Annotated in this window: 17 protein-coding genes, 1 tRNA gene and 1 pseudogene; 16 read left to right on the plus strand and 3 right to left on the minus strand. The window is 48.2% G+C overall.

Going from position 1 to position 21,451, the window contains the following annotated elements; all coding sequences use genetic code 11:
• From BUA14_RS22830 to selB, 16 genes and pseudogenes are all read left to right on the plus strand, one after another.
• Entirely contained in the window at window positions 1-972 is a 972-nt protein-coding gene (locus BUA14_RS22830; RefSeq protein WP_072774723.1) for a PhoH family protein, read from the plus strand.
• A gap of 13 nt (window positions 973-985) precedes the next feature.
• Entirely contained in the window at window positions 986-3,232 is a 2,247-nt protein-coding gene (locus tag BUA14_RS22835; RefSeq protein WP_072774724.1) for an HD family phosphohydrolase, read from the plus strand.
• Between the two features lie 39 nt (window positions 3,233-3,271).
• A complete protein-coding gene (ybeY, locus tag BUA14_RS22840) occupies window positions 3,272-3,745 on the plus strand; it encodes an rRNA maturation RNase YbeY (RefSeq protein WP_072774725.1) in 474 nt (157 codons plus the stop codon).
• Window positions 3,746-3,762: 17 nt separating this feature from the next.
• The gene (locus tag BUA14_RS22845) at window positions 3,763-4,146 is read left to right on the plus strand and encodes a diacylglycerol kinase family protein (RefSeq protein ID WP_072774726.1); all 384 of its coding nucleotides are present in this window, start codon (window positions 3,763-3,765) and stop codon (window positions 4,144-4,146) included.
• A 735-nt stretch (window positions 4,147-4,881) separates the two neighbouring features.
• Window positions 4,882-5,358: pseudogene (locus BUA14_RS22855) on the plus strand (cytidine deaminase); the annotation flags it as partial.
• Window positions 5,359-5,692: 334 nt separating this feature from the next.
• Window positions 5,693-6,604 (plus strand): GTPase Era, encoded by a 912-nt coding sequence (gene era / locus BUA14_RS22860; RefSeq protein ID WP_072774728.1) that lies wholly within the window; start codon window positions 5,693-5,695, stop codon window positions 6,602-6,604.
• A 5-nt stretch (window positions 6,605-6,609) separates the two neighbouring features.
• Window positions 6,610-7,266: a deoxyribose-phosphate aldolase gene (gene deoC / locus BUA14_RS22865; RefSeq protein WP_178371780.1), complete on the plus strand. Its 657-nt coding sequence runs from the start codon at window positions 6,610-6,612 to the stop codon at window positions 7,264-7,266.
• A gap of 35 nt (window positions 7,267-7,301) precedes the next feature.
• Complete coding sequence (gene recO / locus BUA14_RS22870; protein WP_072774730.1) at window positions 7,302-8,123, plus strand: DNA repair protein RecO; 822 nt, start codon at window positions 7,302-7,304, stop codon at window positions 8,121-8,123.
• The gene (locus BUA14_RS22875; protein WP_072774731.1) at window positions 8,086-8,547 is read left to right on the plus strand and encodes a UBA domain-containing protein; all 462 of its coding nucleotides are present in this window, start codon (window positions 8,086-8,088) and stop codon (window positions 8,545-8,547) included. Before recO ends, BUA14_RS22875 begins: the two co-directional genes overlap by 38 nt.
• A 360-nt stretch (window positions 8,548-8,907) precedes the next feature.
• Window positions 8,908-11,958, plus strand: a complete 3,051-nt coding sequence (gene fdnG / locus BUA14_RS22885) for a formate dehydrogenase-N subunit alpha (RefSeq protein WP_143153494.1) — start codon at window positions 8,908-8,910, stop codon at window positions 11,956-11,958.
• 3 nt (window positions 11,959-11,961) lie between these two features.
• Window positions 11,962-12,777, plus strand: a complete 816-nt coding sequence (locus tag BUA14_RS22890; protein ID WP_011460849.1) for a 4Fe-4S dicluster domain-containing protein — start codon at window positions 11,962-11,964, stop codon at window positions 12,775-12,777.
• Window positions 12,777-13,460 (plus strand): formate dehydrogenase subunit gamma, encoded by a 684-nt coding sequence (locus BUA14_RS22895; protein ID WP_005816420.1) that lies wholly within the window; start codon window positions 12,777-12,779, stop codon window positions 13,458-13,460. The genes BUA14_RS22890 and BUA14_RS22895 overlap by 1 nt, the downstream gene beginning before the upstream one ends.
• Before the next feature lie 41 nt (window positions 13,461-13,501).
• Window positions 13,502-14,308, plus strand: coding sequence for a formate dehydrogenase accessory protein FdhE domain-containing protein (locus tag BUA14_RS22900; protein ID WP_084078810.1), 807 nt, complete (start codon window positions 13,502-13,504; stop codon window positions 14,306-14,308).
• A gap of 65 nt (window positions 14,309-14,373) precedes the next feature.
• A tRNA-Sec gene (locus tag BUA14_RS28155) sits at window positions 14,374-14,470 on the plus strand.
• Window positions 14,471-14,560: 90 nt separating this feature from the next.
• Window positions 14,561-15,991 carry an L-seryl-tRNA(Sec) selenium transferase gene (selA, locus tag BUA14_RS22905; protein ID WP_072774735.1) on the plus strand — a complete coding sequence of 477 codons (1,431 nt, stop codon included), beginning with the start codon at window positions 14,561-14,563 and terminating at the stop codon, window positions 15,989-15,991.
• Between the two features lie 4 nt (window positions 15,992-15,995).
• Entirely contained in the window at window positions 15,996-17,900 is a 1,905-nt protein-coding gene (gene selB, locus BUA14_RS22910; protein WP_072774736.1) for a selenocysteine-specific translation elongation factor, read from the plus strand.
• A 252-nt stretch (window positions 17,901-18,152) separates the two neighbouring features.
• Here the strand turns inward: selB and BUA14_RS22915 are convergent, their stop codons facing one another.
• From BUA14_RS22915 to BUA14_RS22925, 3 genes are read right to left on the minus strand one after another with little or no spacing between them, the layout of a single operon-like run.
• Window positions 18,153-19,268 (minus strand): ABC transporter substrate-binding protein, encoded by a 1,116-nt coding sequence (locus tag BUA14_RS22915; protein ID WP_072774737.1) that lies wholly within the window; start codon window positions 19,266-19,268, stop codon window positions 18,153-18,155.
• A gap of 49 nt (window positions 19,269-19,317) precedes the next feature.
• The gene (locus BUA14_RS22920) at window positions 19,318-20,124 is read right to left on the minus strand and encodes an ABC transporter ATP-binding protein (protein WP_072774738.1); all 807 of its coding nucleotides are present in this window, start codon (window positions 20,122-20,124) and stop codon (window positions 19,318-19,320) included.
• Entirely contained in the window at window positions 20,121-21,134 is a 1,014-nt protein-coding gene (locus tag BUA14_RS22925; RefSeq protein ID WP_072774739.1) for a FecCD family ABC transporter permease, read from the minus strand. Before BUA14_RS22925 ends, BUA14_RS22920 begins: the two co-directional genes overlap by 4 nt.
• Window positions 21,135-21,451 lie beyond the last annotated feature (317 nt).

Consider the following 21,451-nt stretch of genomic DNA (forward strand, 5'->3'; position numbering starts at 1 on the left):
TTGACGAAAGAAGCAAAGGTCTATTTGCAGGATGCCACTGAAGCAATGAACTTGCTGGGGGCGGAAGATGCTCATTTGAAGATGTTGGAGAAACACTTGGGGGCACGGCTGGTGGTGCGGGGGGAAGAAATGACCATTACTGGAAGTGTCGATGTGGTTGACATGACGGAAGCTGTGGTTAAGGAGCTGTTGGACATGGTCCGGCAAGGGCACCTTTTGACTCCTGCAGGCGTTGCTTATGTTATCTCCCAAGTGGAAGAAGGTCATGGTCAAGGCATGGCCGATGCTCTCGCCAAGGTGATTGCCACCACTCACAGGGGGCGCCCCATTAAGGCGAAGACATTGGGCCAGGCAAAGTACCTTGAAGCATTGGAAAATCACTCCATTGTCTTCGGCATCGGACCGGCAGGTACGGGAAAGACCTATTTAGCGGTAGTGATGGCCGTATTGGCTTTGCGGGCTAAAGAGATTAACCGGATTGTGCTGACCCGGCCGGCAGTTGAGGCAGGGGAAAAGCTCGGTTTTTTGCCAGGAGATCTGCAGGAAAAGGTGGACCCTTATTTAAGGCCTCTCTATGATGCCCTTTATGACTTGCTTGGACCGGAGACGACTCAGCGCTATGTTGAAAAGGGAACCATTGAGATTGCTCCTTTAGCCTATATGCGGGGCCGTACTCTGGATGGTTCTTTTATGATTTTGGACGAAGCTCAGAACACTACTCCTGAGCAGATGAAGATGTTCCTGACCCGTCTGGGGTATGGATCCCATGCCGTGGTTACCGGAGATGTGACTCAGGTGGATTTGCCCCGGGGTCATTATTCCGGTTTAAAAGAAGTCCAAAATATTCTCAAAGGCCTACCGGATATTTCTTTTCATTACTTTACTGCTGCCGATGTAGTACGCAATCCTCTCGTTCAAAAAATTATTCAGGCTTATGAAAAGGCTGAAGAAACTTCGGAACCAGGTCAGTGAAAGAAGGATGCGTTTGAACATTCGTAGATTAGGCTCCTTAAAGCTTTTTTCTGATATAAGCACCACTTGGCGGCATATCCAGGTACTGGTGGTGTGTTTTGTGCTGTTCACAAGTATTCTGTCTTCAGGACTCTTTGTCTCCAAACTTCACCTGAAGCTGGGTGATCCCAGCCCTCAGCTTGTGACGGCTCCTTATGAAAAGAATATTGAGGATTTAAAAAAGTATTACCAGGATCAAGAAGCGGCGGCTGAGGCGGTTAAGCCGGTTTATACCCAGGATGAAGAGTATCTGACCAGCATTTCCCGGGATTTGAGCACGGCTTTTATTGCTTTGGAGGAAGCAATAGCCAGCAATGAAGATAAGGCAGATGCGCTGAAAAAACTGCGTCAAGTTGCTCCTTTTAATGTTCTGCCCCAGGAAGCACTGGAAGGCCTGTTGGATTCCTCCCTGGATTTATTGGAAGAAAAAGAACAGAAAGCCACGGAAGTTATTTTAGTGAATGCCCGCGGTGAGGAGACAGGTGCCCGCAGTCCTCAAGATGTCCCTGCCTTACGCCAAAAGATTAAGCAGGATATTAATGAAGCCTCTTTCCCGGATGAGTTCAAGGCTTTTCTCAGCGAGTTCGTGGATGCTAAAATCACTCAACCCACCTTGCTGGAAGATACAGAGGCTACAGAGAAATTAAGGCAGAATGCCCGGGCTTCGGTACTCATGGAATCGCAGCGTTATAAAGCCAATCAAAAGATCGTCGGACCGGGAGAAATTGTTGACGAGAAAATCATGCAGGTTCTGGTGGGCTACGGACTGGTTGAGAACCGGTCTCCTTGGCGTTCTGTTGCCGGTATCGCCTTGATTGTCTTAGCCAGTATCGTTACTATGACATTCTATGCTTATCAATACCGGAAAAACGTTGCCGATATATCTAAAAAATTGCTGCTCATTGCTTTAATGATGTTCCTGGTTCTGGTTATGGGTAAGGCGGTCATCTCCCTGAATCTGGGGGATGCCGAATATAATGCCATGACCGGCATCTTGATCCCTGTAGCTTGGGCCACCATGACCATCGCCATTCTGGTGGATGTGGAGATAGCCTATTTTTCGGCGGCACTTTTGTCTGTATTTGTCGGGTTATTGGCTGATCCCACCATGTCTACCAATTCAGGCTGGCTGATTTCTCTGATCGCCTTGTTTGGCGGCTTTATCGGTGTTCATAGTGTCTCCCTATTAAGCCAGCGATCCGATTTGGCCCGGGCAGGACTTTATATTGCAGCGTTCAATGTGATTACGGCCAGCTGTATTGCTCTGATCTCAGGGATGGGCATATCCGCCTGGCTGGTCAGCATAGGCTTAGGGATCGTGAACGGGATCTTTTCCTCAGTTCTTGCAGTAGGAACCCTTCATTGGTTTGAGACCGGTTTTGGAATTACGTCGGCAGTGCGCTTATTGGAGCTATCCAATCCTAACCGCCCTTTGTTGAAGCGGCTTTTGATGGAGGCTCCGGGTACCTATCACCATAGCGTGCTGGTGGGCAACCTGGCGGAAGCAGCGGCAGAAGAGGTACAGGCCAATGCAATTTTGGTTCGGGTAGGGTCCCTATATCACGACATCGGCAAGCTGAAGCGGCCCTATTTCTTTATTGAAAATCAGTTCGCTCAGGATAACCCCCATGATAAAATAGCTCCCACTCTCAGCGCCTTGATCATCACCTCCCATATAAAAGACGGGCTGGAGATGGCCAAGGAAGAGAATCTGCCCCAGGTTCTCCAGGACATTATCGCACAACACCATGGGGATAGTGTAGTCAGCTTCTTCTACCATAAAGCTATGGAAGATAACGCTAATGTTCCCGAAGAAGCCTTTCACTACGAAGGGCCTAAACCCCAGACCAAAGAGGCCGCCCTGGTCCTTCTGGCCGATAGTGTGGAAGCGGCAGTTCGTGCTATGAAGCAGCCCACGCCAGGGCGTGTTGAAGGCTTGGTTCGTAAAATCATCAAGGACAAGCTTAATGATGATCAGCTTAGTCAGTGTAATTTGACCTTCCAGGATTTAGATAAAATTGCCACCGCTTTTGTCCGGATTCTGAGCGGCATTTTCCATTCCCGGGTAGAGTACCCTGATATGCAAACCAAACAGCTGCCGGAACCGGGGAAGCTTGAGGATGTCCGGGAGATGGAGCAAAAGGAACTTGCTGCGGAGGGAGAATCCACGGGAGCAAAAGGAGAATCTGCAGAAGAGACGGGAAAAGCGGATAATTCGTAATGGAAGGGGGTGAGGAGCCGTTTAGGCGGTTCCACACCGATGTATTTGGATATTAATTGGGAAGAAGACTCCATTCCTGAAAATGAGCGCGGATCACTTACAGGGCTTTTAGAACAGGGAATTGCCAAGGCCGTCCATTTATCGGCGGGGTCGGAGGAAGCTGAGGTCAGCCTGACTTTAGTGGATGATGCCAGAATCCATGAACTGAATCGAGATTATCGTGGCGTGGATCGGCCGACGGATGTGTTGTCTTTTGCCCTGCAGGAGGAAACAGAAGATGAACCAGACATCCTGGATTACGAGGACCATCTGTTGGGTGATATAATTATTTCAGTGGAGCGGGCCAGAGCTCAGGCTGCTGATTATGGGCATTCTTTTGAACGGGAACTGGTCTATTTAGCGGTCCATGGAACTCTCCACCTTCTGGGCTATGATCATCTGGAAGAAGAGGATAAAGAGGAAATGCGCCGGCAGGAAGAAGCGGTAATGAGTCAAATCGGTCTTTTGCGTTAAAGTAAAGGAAGATGACTATGGGACAACATCATAAAAAACCTTCCAACTGGGAAAGCTTTGGCGATGCTTTTCAGGGAATTCTCTATAACTGCAAAACCCAGAGACATTTTCGCTTCCACGTATTCACCGCCGCATTGGTCCTGCTCATTGCTGTTTGGCTGAGACTGGAGCGCTGGGAATGGGTGGTTTTATTGCTGACCATCGGCAGTGTCATGGCGGCAGAGGCTTTTAATACGGCGGTGGAGATTGCTGTGGATTTAGCTGAGCCGGACTTTAATCCACAGGCCGGGTTAGCTAAGGATGTGGCGGCGGGGGCGGTTTTGATTACGGCGATCATAGCGGTTGCTGTCGGGGTTGTGATTTTTGGGCCGCGTTTAGCCGGTCTGTTGGGGCTGGGTTGAAAAAGGTCTTCGGAAGCGGAGTTTCCAGAGGACTCCGGAGATCTCCAGGATTTTGCTTTACACCGGTCGCTCCATAAACTGCGCGGACAAAACTACCGCGAAAAGCCTGCCGCTCCGAAAGGTGCCCCGCCAAATCGCTACTGCTCAATGGCGGGTTGGAAACGTCCTGTTTCCAACCTTTCTCCGCTGCATGCTTTTCGCGAAGTTTTGTCTCCGCTCGCTTAAATTCGCTTCCTATACGTAAAGCAAAATCCTTGGGCTGCTTTGCAGGTTTGAGTGGGGAAGCCGTTGTGGGAAATGCGGGGGAGGAAGCCTGCCTGAGCGGCTTTTTCCGTCTTTACCGATGCCGCTTAAGCGGCAGGGTCGGCGACCTGGAGAAAGCTCCAGGAAGGTCTCGGGAAAGCTGAACAGCAGAGCTGAAAAAGACCCGCAAACACAGCTTTGAAAAAAACCCGTAAGCCGTAGCTTTACGCACAAAAGGGAACGGCTTTAGCGGAGGGGCGGTCGGGTGAACGAAGCTTTCTTAACGTAGCGGAGCCACGGTTCACATCAGGTATTACCTGGAGGTTTGGCGACGAAAGTGTCCGGTGGACAGTTTCGCTCAAGGCGGCATGCTACAAAGCATACTTATCCGCCGCAGATGCTGTTAGGAAAGCGAGTGAACCAGCCCTGGAGCTATGGAGTGACCGTTGTGCGTAAAGCTACGCGACCCGGGCAAAACCAAGATTCAGGACCCAAAGTTCTAAGATCCAAGACCTGGGGCTAAAACCCAAGCAAACGAAAGGAGCCGCTATGGACTCACCAGAACAAATTTCTCCGGAGCTAATCGAAGAACTAATCCGACGGGCCCAGGCAGCCTATCAAAGCGCCTATGTCCCCTATTCCCACTATCCGGTAGGAGCCGCTACCCTCTGGGAATCCGGGCGGATCTCAGCCGGATGTAATGTGGAAAATGCCAGCTATGGATTGACCATCTGCGCTGAGCGCAATGCTGTTTTTCACGGTGCCTATCACGGGGAGCGCCGCTTGAAGGCGGTGGCGGTGGCGGTGCCGACGGATACCTTTCCTTCACCCTGCGGTGCCTGTCGCCAAGTATTACGGGAGTTTTCTCAAGATTGCCTGGTTATTTTAGTCAATGGCAAGGGGCAAACTAAGACAACCCGCTTGAGCGTTTTACTCCCTGATTCCTTTGGTCCCGAATTTTTAGGTTAAGTGATTGGCTTGAACTTTTCTAAAACGGTCAGAAAGCATAGGCTGGCGCTGGATAACTTGCCAAGGATAAGTGCAACCAGCGCCTTCGCTTCATTTATGAGTATAGGGTTAAGGCAAGCAAAGTGTGAAGATAATGCGGGCGAGGTCGGGTTTTCTTATTCAAACGGGGCTAGTCCGTTAAAATTGCCCTTTGCGGAAATTTGCGAAGCTAGCTTAGTAGAATTCAGAATGGCCGGATTTTTTAACTGCCTTTGCAGCCTATCCTTAACATAGATACCAAGGCTCATAACAATTAAACATTCATGACAATAAAACATTAAGGAAGTGAGCAAATTTGCACGGTTCTGAACCCAATAAAGATTTTCGCTCGGGATTTGTCACAGTGGTGGGCCGTCCTAATGCCGGAAAATCCACATTGCTTAACCAACTTTTAGGGCAAAAGATTTTAATCATGTCCGATAAACCTCAGACCACCAGGAATAAGATTCATTGTATCCTGACCGAGGAAAGAGGGCAGATCGTTTTTCTGGATACGCCGGGAATCCATAAACCTAAACACAAATTAGGCGAGTTTATGGTTGACTCAGCTTTAGAATCTCTCCGGGAAGTGGATCTTATCCTGTATATGGTGGATACGACCGCTGAATTCGGTGCCGGTGAGGAATACATATTGGAAAATCTCAAGCATGTAAAGACTCCCTGTATTCTTCTATTGAATAAAATCGATCTTATTGAAAAAGATAAGTTATTGAAGCTGATCAAGGACTACTCTGCTTTGAAAGATTTTCTGGCGATTCTTCCTATTTCAGCTAAAACCGGAGAGAATAAGGATGAACTGCTGAAGCTGATTTTCAAAGAAATGCCTCAAGGTCCTATGTATTACCCAGAGGATGAAGTTACGGATCAGCCGGAACGCTTTATTATGGCGGAGCTGGTGAGGGAAAAGGTGCTTCAGCTTACCCGGGATGAAGTCCCTCATTCTATTGCCGTCGTTGTGGAGAGTGTGGAAGAAAAGAAAACCCTGATCAAGGTCCGTGCCCTTATTGTAGTGGAACGGGACTCCCAAAAAGGCATTATCATCGGCCATGGGGGAAGTCTCCTCAAAGAAATCGGTCGCTTGGCCCGCCAGGATATTGAGACCCTGTTGGGCAGCAAGGTCTTTCTGGAGCTCTTTGTCAAGGTTGAGAAAGATTGGCGCAATCGGGGAAGAAGTCTCCGGGAATTCGGATATTCCGATCGGAGCTAGAAAGGATGAGAACAATGAATTTAGCAGGCATGATCGATCATACACTTCTTAAACCGGAGGCCACGGAAAAAGATATCGTAAATCTATGCCATGAAGCCAAGCAGCACAAATTTGCCACAGTCTGTATTAATCCGGCCTATATCTGCACTGCCGCCAAGCTTTTACACGGCAGCGGTGTGGGAGTAGCCACAGTCATCGGCTTTCCTCTGGGAGCGACCATGACGGAGATTAAAGTTCAGGAAATTTTCGCCGCTAAAGCTCATGGTGCCCGGGAAGTGGATATCGTGATCAATATAGGCTGGGCGAAATCGGGTAATTGGGAAGCCGTGGCGAAAGATATAACACGGGCTGTGGAAGCGGCTCATTGCTGTGGTGTCACGATCAAGGTCATCATCGAAACCTCTTTGCTTACTGAAGAGGAGAAGCAAAAGGCGGCAGAGATCGTCAAGGCATCGGGAGCGGACTATATCAAAACCTCCACAGGCTTTGCCGGCGGCGGAGCTACCGTGGAAGATGTACGCAATCTGAAAGCCTGGGTGGGTCAATCCGTCAAAGTGAAGGCTTCAGGAGGAATACGTTCCCGTAAGACCGCTTTGCAGATGGTGGAGGCCGGAGCTGATCGCCTGGGAACGAGTTCCGGCGTGCAAATAATCACGGTATAAGAACGGGATATTTACAAAGACTATGAGGTGAAGATGTGGGAGTTTACCACGCCGATGCTTTGGTGATTCGAAGCCGGGAGTATGGAGAATCAGACCGTTTACTCACTTTATTTTCAAGAGAACACGGGAAAATCCAAGCTATTGCTAAAGGGGTGCGTAAACCGAAAAGCCGTCAAAGAGCAGGAGCCCAGCTATTTACCTATGCAGAATACCTATTACATAAGGGTAAGTCGCTGGATACTGTCAACCAGGTCAGCCCCAGGGAGAGCTTTCCCCATTTATGGACGGACTTAGATATGAGCATGGCGGCTACGGCAATGGCAGAGCTTCTCGATCTGGCAACTCTTCCCGGACAACCTCATCCGGAACTGTTTACCCTCACCTTTTCCAGTTTATTTCTTGTGGAAAGCTGTGATCCGGCTTTGGTTCAGTGTACCTACGCTTTGAAGCTGATGAATTATCTCGGCTATCGCCCGCGTTTAATGGAATGCGCTGAGTGCGGGCAAAGAGTTCAAGGGGAGCGGTTATTATTCAGCCCGAACGCCGGCGGGGTGGTTTGCCGGCAATGTCAAACTCAGGGGAGCTCTCCCGCCGTCGGGAGATGGGTCAGTGGGGGAAGCCTTGGGCTGATGCGCCAGCTTCTTCAAGGAGAGCTGGAAAAATTGAACCGACTGCGCTGGAACCAATGGAGCAAAAAAGAAATCCTTGATGCCTCACAGTATTTTTGCGAACAAACCTTAGATAAGCCCTTAAGATCTTGGAGTATGGGGAACCGCTTGGTTAACGTGGGACAAAACCCAAGCGGAAAGGATGATTTAAATGAGCGAAGAGATGTGGACGGAACTGGAGAAAGTTGATATTCTATGCGACCGCTTAAATCTAAGCTATGAAGAAGCACGCCGTGCCCTGCTAAGGTCCAACGGGGATGTAATTCAAGCGTTGGCAGATTGCGAAAGAGAGAAAGCCCTTGAAGATGGGATGATGGGAAAGATGTGGAGCGGCACCAAGAATCGTTTCAACAAGATTTGGCAAACCCAGGTTAAACTCAAGCACAATGACCATACCGTATTCAGCATCTCTGCCCCTCTTGGCCTTGCTATAGGGTATATGATGTGGAGACGGCCTGCTCTGCGGGTACTCGGCTTGGCGGGGGCAGCCATGGCAGCTATGCAGAATTATGAACTGGAACTGGAATCCATGATGGATGATCATGAATTTGAACCCTATTATCATGCATCTTACCCAATGAACTATCATGAAAATGAAATAGGACTTCAATAAGCAAAAGACTTCGGAGAAATGTACTCTCCGGAGTCTTTTCTTATTGAAGTCCTCAGTGCTTATCTGTACTATTTACGGAATAAACAGAAAGTAACTGAAAGTTATCACTTTCTTTATTGTCTAAATTGTTTGACAATTTCTATATCCTATGGCAAAATAGAAAATATATTTTTTCGTTATTAAAAATAAATCTAAAATTCATAGGAGTGATTTTTGTATTTAAAAAAAGATAGTTATTTAAACTATTCACATACAAAGCTGCTTTCTCAACACTGGAAAAGACGGCTAAAGAGGGGTTTTACGTAAATTTTTGTTTCGGCGAAAGCCGGAGCAATTGTAATAATAAGAGGGGGAGAGAAAATGGAAGTAACTCGTCGTGGGTTCCTGAAGCTTTCTGGGGCATCTCTGTTTGCTTTGGCTTCCGGTCTTGGCTTTGATCCACAGATCGCCCAAGCCCAGGGATTTAGTCTTAGAATTGAAGGAACAACAAAGATTCCTAGCATCTGCCATTTCTGTTCTGGTGGGTGCGGCTTGCTGCTTCATATTAAAGATGGAAAACTCGTTTATCTGGATGGAGACCCGGATAATCCAGTGAATTCCGGTGCCCTGTGTCCGAAAGGGGCCAGTCTGGGTCACGTGGCCAATTCTAAGGACCGTGTCACAAAGCCCAGATACAGAGCTCCCGGGTCCAGTGAGTGGCAGGATATTTCCTGGGATGAAGCGATTAATAAGATTGCTTCAAAGATCAAGGAAGTGCGTGAGGCGACCTGGATGGACACGGAGGAAATCGGCGGTAAGACTTATGCTGTAAATCGCGCCGAGGGTATTGCCGTTTTGGGTTCAGCCGAAGTGGATAATGAAGAGTCCTACCTGATCAAAAAGCTGTCCGAGCTGATCGGAACACCTTATAACGAACACCAGGCCCGGATATGACACGCTCCCACGGTGGCAAGTTTGTCACCTTCATTTGGCCGCGGAGCTATGACCAACTCATGGACGGATATGCAAAACACGAAATGCTTCCTGATTGCCGGCAGCAACTGTGCGGAGAACCATCCCATAGCCATGCGTTGGATCAATAAAGCCAAAGAAAACGGCGCCAAGGTGATCGTGGTGGATCCAAGGTTTACCCGTACCGCCTCCCAAGCAGATATTTTTGCCCAGGTTCGTCCCGGTGCAGATATTGCTTATTTAAATGCAATTATCAATTATATTCTGGAGAACAAACTCTATGATGAAGAGTATGTACTCAACCACACCAATGCACTGTACAAGATCAGTAAAGACTTTAAATTTGACGATGGACTGTTTTCCGGATTTGATCCCGAGAACAAAAAGTACAATTTTGATAGCTGGGCTTACCAGCTCAATGCTGAAAACAAACCGGTCATGGCGGAAAGTCTGGATGATCCTGATTGCGTATTTGGCAAGCTTAAAGAGCATTTTTCCCGTTACACTCTGGAAGTAGGAGCCGATATCAGCGGTATACCTGCCGAAAAGATCAAAGAGATCGCGGATACCTTCTGCAACACCAGACCGGGGAGTATTCTTTATGCACTGGGCATGACCCAACACACCACCGGTGTTCAGGGAATCCGCAGCTACGCAATCATCCAGCTGCTTTTGGGCAATGTGGGTAAAGCAGGCAGCGGCATCCAAGCCTTGCGTGGTGAGCCCAATGTTCAAGGCTCCACCGATATGGCCAATCTCTTTAATAACCTGCCGGGTTACTTGCCGGCCCCGGTTCATACGGATAAGGATCTGCGCAGTTATCTGGTGCGCAGCGGCTCGGCTTTTGAAAGGCATATTGTCTCTCAGCTCAAAGCTTGGTTTGGCGAAAATGCCACCAAAGAAAATGATTATTGCTTTAATTACCTGCCTAAGTACAACTCAGGCAAGAATTACAGCATGGTAAAACTTTGGGAAGCTGCCAATAGCGGACAATTCAAAATGCTGCTTAATTTTGGCTCGAATTCCATGGTATCCATCCCTAACCGGCAAATCGTCCGTGAAGGCTTGGCAAAGCTGGATATGCTGGTCATCGCGGATGTTTATGAGGTTGAAACCGCCCAATTCTGGCGTGAAAAGGATCCGACCACAGGCGAGCTCCTGGTCGATCCGGCCAAAATCAACACGGAGGTTATTCTGCTTCCCGCAGCTTTTGTTTATGAAAAAGGGGGAACACTATCCAATTCCGGCCGCTGGATTCAGTGGAAGGATGCTGCCTTGAAGCCGCCCGGGGAAGCCAAGCCCGACCTGGATATTCTGGACCATATCTATCATAAGCTTAAAGAGCTTTATGCCGGCAGTACCGATCCTAAGGATGAGCCTATTCTCAAGGCCCGGTGGGATTATGGTCATGAACCGGATCCGCTGAAAGTTCTTCAGGAGATCAGTGGTTATGATGAAACAACCGGTAAAGTGCTGCCTACCTTGGCTGATTATTTAAAGGCTCCTATCGGTTCAGCCTCCTCAGGCTGTTGGATTTATGCAGGTGTTACAGGCAACGGTAATCTGGCTGCCCGCCGGGACAACAGTGATCCCTCGGAGCTCGGTTTATACCGTAATTGGAGCTTCTCCTGGCCGGGTAACATCCGCATCCTCTATAACCGTGGCTCCTGTGATATGAACGGTCAGCCACTGGATGAAAACCGCAAGCTGATTTGGTGGGATGCGGCCAAGAATTCTTGGGAAGGCAATGACGGTGCTGATGTACCGGACAAAACCAAAGGCCCGGATACCCCGGAAGGAAAACAAGTTTTCCGCATGAATCCTGAAGGAGTAGGACGTTTATTCACTGCGAAATATTTCAGTGGAATTCCTGCCACACCCGCAGCAGATGGCTTGCCGCATATTGGCGTTAGGCCGGCCGGTCAATGTAATGACGGTCCTTTGCCGGAGTTTTATGAGCCGGTGGAAAGCCCGACGGTCAATAGTCTGCATCCGGATGTAAGCTCTAATCCTACCGTGCCCATCCCGAACTTCCTGCCTGGTGTTACGAACCATGGCAGCAAGGAAGATTTCCCTTATGTACTAACGACCTATGCCTTAGTTGAGCATTTCTGCGCAGGCGGGATTACGAGAAATATTCCCATGCTCAATGAGCTGATGCCGCAGCCCTTTGCCGAGATCAGCAAAAATCTGGCCCAAAAGATCGGAGTCAAAGAAGGGGACATGGTAGAAGTATCTTCTGCCCGTGGCAAAGTTCAAGTAGTTGCACTGGTAACGGACAGAATTCAGACCTTAAAGATCAACGGTCAGGATTCCGAAACCATTGGTATGCCTTGGAGTTGGGGCTTCGCATCCCTAAGTCCCGGACCGACGACCAACAACCTGACCATCAGCGCCATCGATCCCACGGCAGGCACCCCGGAATATAAATGCTGCCTGGTCAACATAAGGAGGGCGTAGCAGATGAGTAAAAAAATGATTCTCGTGGACACCTCTAAATGTACCGGCTGCAAGGCCTGTTCCGCAGCCTGCAAGGAATGGAATGAGCTACCGGCTGTTAAGACATCATTGGTCAAAAGTTATCAGTCGACCAAAGATTTGGATCCTAACACCTACACTTATATTGCCTTCGATGAAAAATACGAAAACAATACCATGCTTTGGATGATGAGGAAAGCTCAATGCTTTCATTGTGCCGATGCTGCCTGCTTAAAAGCCTGCTCCTCTGAGGCTATCTCCAAAACGGAGACCGGATTTACAATCATTGATGAGGACAAATGCATCGGCTGCGGATACTGCGTGACCAACTGCCCCTTTGATATTCCCAGGATTGATCAGACAACCCAAAAGGCCACCAAGTGCACCGGCTGCTGGGAACGGGTGGAAAATGGCCTTGAGCCCGCCTGTGTCGCCATTTGCCAGCCGGGAACCCTGACCTTTGGGGATGATGCCGAAATGATGCAAAAGGCTGAACAGCGCTTGTCTGAGCTGAAGCAGAGATATCCCAAGGCCAATCTCTATGGCAAGGATGTCGTAGGAGGAACACTTTATAAGTACATCCTCCTGGATACTCCGGAATCCTATGGTTTGCCGGCCAATCCCACGGTTCCCTTTACCCTGACCCTTTGGAAGGATATCGCCCGCCCGCTGGGTGCGATTGCTTGCGGTGGCGCGGCGGCAGCAGTTCTTGTTGGAACTTTGGTCAATGTGGCTAAAGGAAATTACAGCAAGGAGCATTTTGTTGAAGATGACCACCAGGGGAAAGGAGGGTCACTGTAATGGCACAAAACTCCAAACAAGTCCCGGAAGGAAAAGTTCTGAGATTTACAGATGGGGAACGATTCAGTCACTGGGTTCATGCAGTTTCCTTTTTAATTCTTCTCTTTACGGGTTTAGCGGTTCTCTCTGTAACCTTTCGGCCGGCTATGGCCATCGTCGGAGGAATTGACAACGCCCGCATGATTCACCGGGTTGCGGCCCTCTTCTTTGCCGTTGCTGTCGGCATGAAGTTCTTTATCGGTGACACCAAACATCACTGGGGGTGGATTCGTTCTGTCTTTACTTGGACGAAGGCCGATGTGATGCATGTCAAAGCCTTTGCCGTGGAATTCTTCGGCGGGCATGGCAATTACCCTCCCCAGGCAAAATTCAACGGAGGGGAAAAAATCAACTCCCTCTTCACGATTTTTGGCTCTATCTTTATCACCATCAGCGGGTTGATCATGTGGTTTCCCCAGTACTTCCCCATAGGCTTAGTGCGCATAGCCTATCCTGTTCACGACCTATCCATGATTTTCATGACCACGGCTCTGATCGGGCATCTCTACCTGGCCCTGATCCATCCGGAATCACGGGCTGCTCTGCCGGGCATGCTTAAGGGTTATGTATCCAAAGGCTTTGCTAAGTCCCATCATGGCGCTTGGTATGAGGAGATTGAAAAGCAGGAAAAGGCGGGGAAATAGGTTGATCAGCTGCTTATAATGATAGCTTCATCAGCAAATAAATGATCCGGTCTGCTGCCGGCCCGGGTGCCGGTTTGGGCTTAAGGGTTGGCGGCAGACTTCCTATAGGAGGAAACGTTGTGCGGAAAAATATTCTGACCACTGAACAAGAAGAACAGCATTTGGTTGCAGTAAAAGATAACTATCTGAAGTTGCAGGGGGAAATAAAGCTTTGGCAGCAGGAGCATGCTTCCAGCCTGGCGGCTGATTTCCAGCTTAAGCCTGCCTCCCCGCGGTTTACTTTGGATAATTTGCCTGAAGAAAGCATTATTGATTTGTGGCAAAGACTCAATCAAGTTGCCGATGAACCACAGGAAAAAGCTGATTTGCGCACCCTCCTGGAACAATTTAAGCAGGGCGATCCTCTGGATAATCCAGCTGCTGCCCGATTGCAACTGGCTCTGGCCGGTGTTGCCCAGATGCTCTGCCAACACTTGGTTCCCAAACCCGGGGAAGATAATCAACCCTTTGGGACTTGCCCGGTCTGCGGAGAAAAACATTTTATGACCCTTTTGGCTCCGCCGGTCGGCAAACGCTACCAGCAATGCCTGGTCTGCGGTTATCAGCGGCCTGTTGATGCTTCCGGCTGTGCTTGTTGCGGCAGCATGGATGCCAAAAAACAAACCTACCTTAAATCTGAACAGTATCCTGGGATGGAAGTAGCGGTCTGTGCTGACTGCGGCTCTTATTTCAAGCAGGTGGATCTGAGAGAATTAAGTGTCGACGATCTGGTCTGGGAGGATATACGGACTATGCCACTCAACTATGCTGCCGAAAAATGGCTGGCCGGGCAACATGGTTGGAATTAGGTAACATTTAAGAAATTGAGATGCCTATTTGAAAAGCATACCAGGTATGATATATAATACACTATGGGAATGGATGGATCCCGGTGGGTTCCGCGGACTTCAAATCCGTTGTCGGGTGGGTGATCCGGCCGAGGTAGGTTCGACTCCTACACATTCCCGCCAAAGAATGTAATAATGGTGATTTGCGGACATGATCAACGCAGTGTGCTCTCTGCTCAATTCATGTCCCTTTGCTATGAGGAGGCACTGTTTTTGGAGAAGGATTTAGAACGATTAAAGGCGCTGAGAACCATCGCTCCGATGAATGAAATCCTGGATCATCCTGAAGTTGCGGCCTTGGCCGAGCGGATTGGCAAAGCTGTGCTTGGTGAAACAATAACCCAGGTCATCGATGATTACAGAAAACAGTTGCTTGGAGATAAGTCCTTTGCGGCATCTATGTCCCACCAGTCCCGCCAGGAGATCACCTTGCATTTGGTTCAGGAACTCAAAGATAAGCTCGATGCACAGGATAGTACCTGCCTGAAAAAATTGATCAATGCCACAGGAATTGTTCTGCATACGAATCTGGGCAGGGCCCCTCTGCCTGATTCAGCCATCGGCTTAATTCAAGAAGTCAATGAAGGTTACAGCAATCTTGAATTTGATCTGGAAACCGGCAACAGGGGTTCCCGCCATACCCATATCGAACCTCTGATTACCCGTTTAACCGGCGCTGAGAGCGCCATGGTGGTCAACAATAATGCTGCGGCAGTGTTTATAAGCCTTAATACCTTAGCTAAGCAGAGAGACGTCATTATTTCCAGAGGGCAACAGGTGGAAATTGGCGGAAGCTTCCGTATACCGGATATTATCGCCTCCAGTGGCTGCACGATGCTCGAAGTCGGCACAACGAACAAAACGAAGCGAGATGATTATGCCAAAGCGATTACGGAAAATACGGCCGTATTGTTGAAAGTTCATACTAGCAATTATAAAATCTCCGGTTTCACGGAAGAAGTGCCACTTCAGGATTTAGTGGAGCTGGGCAAAATAAAAAATGTACTGGTGATGGAGGATTTGGGCAGTGGCTGCCTTTATGATCTGACCAGAATCGGACTGCCCCATGAACCGACCGTACAGGAAGTCATCGCCGGCGGTGCGGATCTTGTCACCTTTAGTGGGGATAAATTGCTGGGCGGTCCGCAGATTGGTGTCATCGCCGGCAAAAAGACCTTGATCGACAAGATTAAAAAGAATCCTTTTGCCCGCATTGTCCGTTGCGATAAAAGCTCTATTGCGGCTTTAACTGCAGTTCTGAAACTCTATCTGAATCCTGAAAAAGCCCTTGCCCAGATCCCCGCCTTAAACATGCTGGCCTTAAAAGAGGTAGATTTGCTGCTGCGGGCGGAGGAACTGGAACGGCAGCTCCAGACCGCCCTGGGTAAACGTTGTCAAATGGAAATCGTGGATGTTGATGATGAAGCAGGGGGTGGTTCTTTGCCGGATGTTCTGTTAAAAGGCAAGGCTGTATCCTTAACGATCGACGGTTTATCGGCCAACCGGCTCCAGGACCTCCTCAGACAAGAGCCCATCCCGATTATTTGCCGGATCGTTAAAGACAAAGTCCTGCTGAATGTCCGCACTCTGTCAGAAAAGGAATTTCCCCTCATTACGCAAACCATGCAGAGCATCGTGGGGTGAATTGATGAAAAAGATTGTCTTAGGAACCGCCGGGCATATTGACCACGGCAAAACATCCTTAGTGAGAAAACTGACTGGTATTGATACAGATCGCCTTGAGGAAGAGAAGCGGCGGGGGATGACCATTGAACTGGGCTTTGCCTCCCTGACCCTGCCCTCAGGTCAAACTGTATCCATCATTGATGTGCCCGGACATGAGAAATTCGTGAAGACCATGGTGGCCGGTGTCACCGGTATCGATCTTGTGATGTTGGTCATTGCCGCTGATGAAGGTATTATGCCGCAAACCAGAGAGCATCTGGATATTTTAAACCTGCTCAATGTTACAACCGGGGTTATCGCCCTGACCAAAACGGATCTTGTGGACGACGAGTGGCTGGAAATGATCATTGAAGATATTCAGAATACACTGCAAGGGACAACTTTGGCAGAAAGCCCCATGGTCCATGTATCTTCCGTGACCGGGGAAGGGATTTCTCAACTGAGGGAAACCTTGGATCAGCTTGCCCGGAAAGTTCAAACCAAGGAAAGCCAGGAACTGTTCCGATTGCCCATAGACAGAGTCTTTTCTATGTCAGGTCACGGGACTGTAATCACCGGCACGATAACCAGCGGAGTGGTTCGCAAAGGCGATACCCTGGCCATCTATCCTTCCGGACTTAATGCACGGGTCAAGGGAATTCAGGTCCATAATATGAGTGTCGACGAAGGGACTGCCGGCGATCGGTGCGCCTTGAATCTCACCGGGATCGAAAAATCTGAAATACAGCGGGGCGACACCATTGCTCGTGAAGGAACCCTGATCCCAATCCGGATTGCGGATGTGTTGATTTATATCGTCAAAGGCAAAGGAAATTTGGTACACAATCAAAGAGTTCATGTGCACACCGGAACGAAAGAGGTTCTGGCCCGGGTCAGGCTTCTGGGTACTGATGAAATCCCTGAGGGGGAGAAAGGTTACGCACAGTTGCGTTTTGAAGAACCCATCGTCATCCTGCGTAAAGATCGATTTATTATCCGCAGCTACTCGCCTGCTGTGACCATCGGCGGGGGCTGGGTTTTGTATCATACCACGAAAAACAGACAGCGGTTTTCTCAGGAAAGTATGAATGCTATGAGCATCGGTGAGCATGGCACCAGGGAAGAGTTAGTCACCTTAATCTTAAATTCCTCGGAAAAACCCCTTAGTTCGGGTGACCTTTTGCAGGCTTTGAATACGGAACGGGCTGAATTACAGGAAACCTTGGATAAGGAAGTCTCTTCAGGAAAGTTAATTATCTTGAAGGAAACTCGTAAATACTTAAGCATCAACCAATATGAAAAATATTTTAATAAAATACAATCCGCTTTCCGGAAAATGTATCAGAAATATCCCTACCGCTACCAAATGGATAAGGAAGAACTGAAAAGCGGGGCTTTTTCCGGGATGGATCCGAAAGATTTTGCAGCATTGCTGAATTATTTTATTGCCAATCAGCGCCTGCTTTCAGATGGAAACTACCTGTCGGAACCTGATGGTAAAGCCTTAGCCAGAATCCTGGCAGCAAAGGAAACAGCCCTTATGGAAAAGGCATTTTTGGCCTATGACATGAATACAGGAAGTATTCAGCAGGCCGCCAAAGATACAACGATGAAAACAGGGGACGTTGAGGAGGTAGTGAAATTCCTGCTGAAATCAGGCAACCTGGTGGATCTGGGGCAAGGAATTCTCGTCCACAAAGAAGCTTTACAAAAAGTCTGCCAAACCATCCGTTCGTTAATGGACGTCCAAGGAACCATCAGCGTGGCGGAAGTCAGGGATGCCCTGAATATTGGCAGAAAGACCGTCGTCGCTTATTTAGAGTATTTAGACAAACTGAAAATCACCTTGAGAAAAGAGGACGTTCGCGTACCGGGAGCTCACTACTAGGGTGAATTAAGGGGACAGGTCCTATTTTTCAATCCATGGATCAAGATGACAAATGGCAGCGTTTTTTGAATTTTTGATAAAGGAAAAGGGCTGCTGCGGTTAAGACAGTCTGGAATATGACAAAAGACGGCTTCCGTGGAAGTCGTCTTTTGTCACACCTGCGACGATTGTTATGTATGATATGACGATTAATTTGAAAAATGGGACCTGTCCCTATTATTTACCTATTATTCATTGCTAATGGTGCGATGATTATTTAAAAACAGAGTTTTCTACAAGAGCCTTGTATTGCTCTTCGGTCAGATCACTATGATAGAATAGCTTATAGTAGCGTGCTGTCTCTTTATAGAGATCGTATTGAGCTTGCTCCGGATAGAGAAGCTGGGTAAGCCAAATCATGCCGATATAACGATTGACTGAAGGGGGGCTTCCCATCCAGTTATAGGGACCCAGGGGAACTTCATAATATTTGCCGTTTTTAATGGCTTTTACTTCCTGCCAGGATTTTTCTCCGGAGACAGTGCTGTAGATGCTATCCGGGGCAAAGACAATCACATCGGGGTCCCATAAAATGATTTGCTCCATATCCACAGGGTTGCCATTGCCTTTGCTGGAGACATCATTGATAACGGCGGCGTTATTGCTTATCTGATCGAGAATTTCAGCATGGTAAGAGCCTTTCGCCAGGACATTCAGGCCATTTTCACCGAGGCAATAAAGCAGATTAGCCTTGCCGTCTTCTCCGACCTTGGCCATAATATCCTCGGTCTTCTTAAATACTTCTTCACAGTACTGGGCAAGGACTTCAGCCTCTGCCTCTTTATTAAGCAGCTTGCCTAAAGTTCTGTAGGTTTCGGGCATCGTCTCGGTGGTCGCTCCGATATGGACTGTGGGGATGCCCACCTGATTCATGATGCCATCCATATCCTCAGCAATGCTGGGTTTTGTGTCGCCAATATCGATAATGATCTGAGGATCTGCTTTGGCGATTTCCTCAAGATTGAGGTCGCCTTTGCCATAAAACTGTCCCAGTATGGGCAGGTTAGCATATTGCTGGTCCAGGTATTCTTGGGCAGAAGGGTCCCACTTGCCGGCTAAGCCGACAAACTGATCGGCGGCTAAAGGAAAGAGTACGATTTGAGCCATGGTGCCTGAGGCTGCAATCCGGGTGATGTTGGCGGGAACTTCTACAGTGCGCCCGGCTGAATCTGTAAAGCTTATCAATTTGTCCTGGCCAGGATCTCCCTGAGCGGAAGTTTCCGGAGCGGATTCCTTGCCGCCGGGGGTGGATGCGCTTGGACTGCAGGCAGTGGTGAAGGTTACCAGGAGAGAAGCAGCCAAGAGCATGGAAATAAGTTTTTTCCTCATAATGTGGATAATGCCTCCTTTTTCTTTTTAATATAGTTTTTTAAGATAGTTAAGAGCAGCTTTCACGGAGAGAATCCGCTTTAAGAATGCTCTTGGGAACGCAGACTCTTACCTGATCCTTGTAGAGACTTTGAATCTCAACGTCCACTCCGTAAAGGGTTTTAATCAGGTTTTCCGAATAGATCTGATGAGGCTGTCCATAAGCGAGAACCTTGCCATCCTTCATCGCCAATACTTTATCGGAAAAGAGAAAGGTTTGATCGGGATTGTGGGTGGATTGAACAACCGTGTAGCCATCTTTGGCCAGAGCCTTGATCTGGTTTAGGACCCGGATCTGATTGCCAAAATCCAAGTTGGCGGTAGGTTCGTCAAGAATAAGTATTTTAGCTTCCTGAACCAAGGCCCGGGCGATGAGTACGAGTTGCCTCTCCCCGCCGCTTATCTGAGTATAGCCTCTGTTTTTAAGATGGGTGATTCCCAGCCTTTCCATAGCTGCCTCAGCAAGGTGAATTTGCTTGCTGCCTGGTTTGGAGAGGGTGGATACCTGTATGGCGGTCCCCATCAGCACCATGTCAAATACGCTGTAATTAAATGAGGGGTAATGAGACTGCGGGATATAAGCGACACAACTGGCCATGTCCTTGATCCCCATATGTTTTACATCCAGGTTATTCAGAGAGATTCGTCCCTTGTACCCATGAAGCAAACCGAGTATACAACGAAATAAAGTACTTTTCCCTACTCCGTTGGGGCCTAAAATCGATAACAGCTCATAATCCTCTGCTGAGAAACTAATATCCTTGAGAATAAGCCGTTCGTCATAGCCAAAGCTAAGGTTGGATACTTCAATACTCAATAGGTCTCCCCCCTTCGTGTAATCAGATAGATAAAGAAGGGAGCTCCGACTAAGGCGGTAAGAATTCCCAGAGGAATTTCTGTGGTGAGCAAATTGCGGGAAAAATTGTCGACAATAAGGAGAAAGATTGCTCCCGTAAGCATCGTAGCCGGCATCAGTGTCGTATAGTTGCTTCCCACAAGTCTGCGGGCCAGATGAGGAATGACCAAACCGACCCAGCCGATCACACCGCTTACTGAGACGCTGGCCGCTGTAATAAAGGTGGCACAGATAATGACCAGCAGGCGGATTTGTTTGGCATTAACCCCCATCGTTTTAGCTTCATCATCACCAAGGGTGAGAATGTTGAGCCGCCAGCGCAGGAGCAGCAAGGGGATTAAGCCGACGGCCATGGGCAGAGCAGCGAAAGCAATATCGCTCAGTTTCGACCCGGATAAACTGCCCATCAGCCAATACGTGATCACCGGCAGCTGATCATTAGGGTCGGCGACTAACTTAATAAACGAGGTACCGGCTGAAAAAAGTGAACTCACCATAATTCCGGCTAAGATCAGACCAAGCAGGTTATTGCCCTTGGCTTTTTTGCTGATAAAATAAATAATAGCTACGGTAAGGAGGCTGAACGTAAAGGCACTCAGGATGATTAAGCTATTGCCGCCGTGATTAAGTATAGCCAGAGCAGCACCAAAAGCAGCTCCTGATGAAGCTCCCAGAATGTCGGGAGAGGCCATGGGATTTTGAAAAACGCCCTGGTAAGCGGCTCCGGCAGCCGATAGGCAGCAGCCGACTAAACAAGCCAAAAGGATCCGGGGTAAGCGAATGTTTATCAGGACAATCTCTAGACGGTCGGCCCAAAATTGTTCGACGGGAAAAATTTTAGATAAGAGAATTCCGAACAATTCCTTGGGTGGAATGGGATAACGGCCAAGCTGAAAAGAAATAATGATGGTTATCAGTAAAAGGAGCCCAAGACCTATAACCATAGAGATGCCTTGGTTTTTATGCTTCATTTTGGTACCGCCTTTAAAAATTAACTGGAGACATTTTTCACGAGGAAAGTTAGGAAGGGTAATTGTTGGGAATTTAATATTTACTAAGATTATACAAGTATAAAAAAATTAAGTCAACGAATATGGACGAACTAAAATAGATATAAATTGATTAAAATAAACTGGAAATAGAGTTTGATTGGTTGTAAGATAAAAACAAAGTGAAATATATGTTGTTATATATATTTATATTAGTTTGAATATAGGGTTCATGCAGAAGGCCAGTTCTTGGCAGAGATATTTCCTAAAATAGTGGGTGATGTGGCACCCGGGCTTGG

Origin of the sequence: Desulfitobacterium chlororespirans DSM 11544 (assembly GCF_900143285.1) — a bacterium.
GTDB lineage: Bacteria > Bacillota > Desulfitobacteriia > Desulfitobacteriales > Desulfitobacteriaceae > Desulfitobacterium > Desulfitobacterium chlororespirans.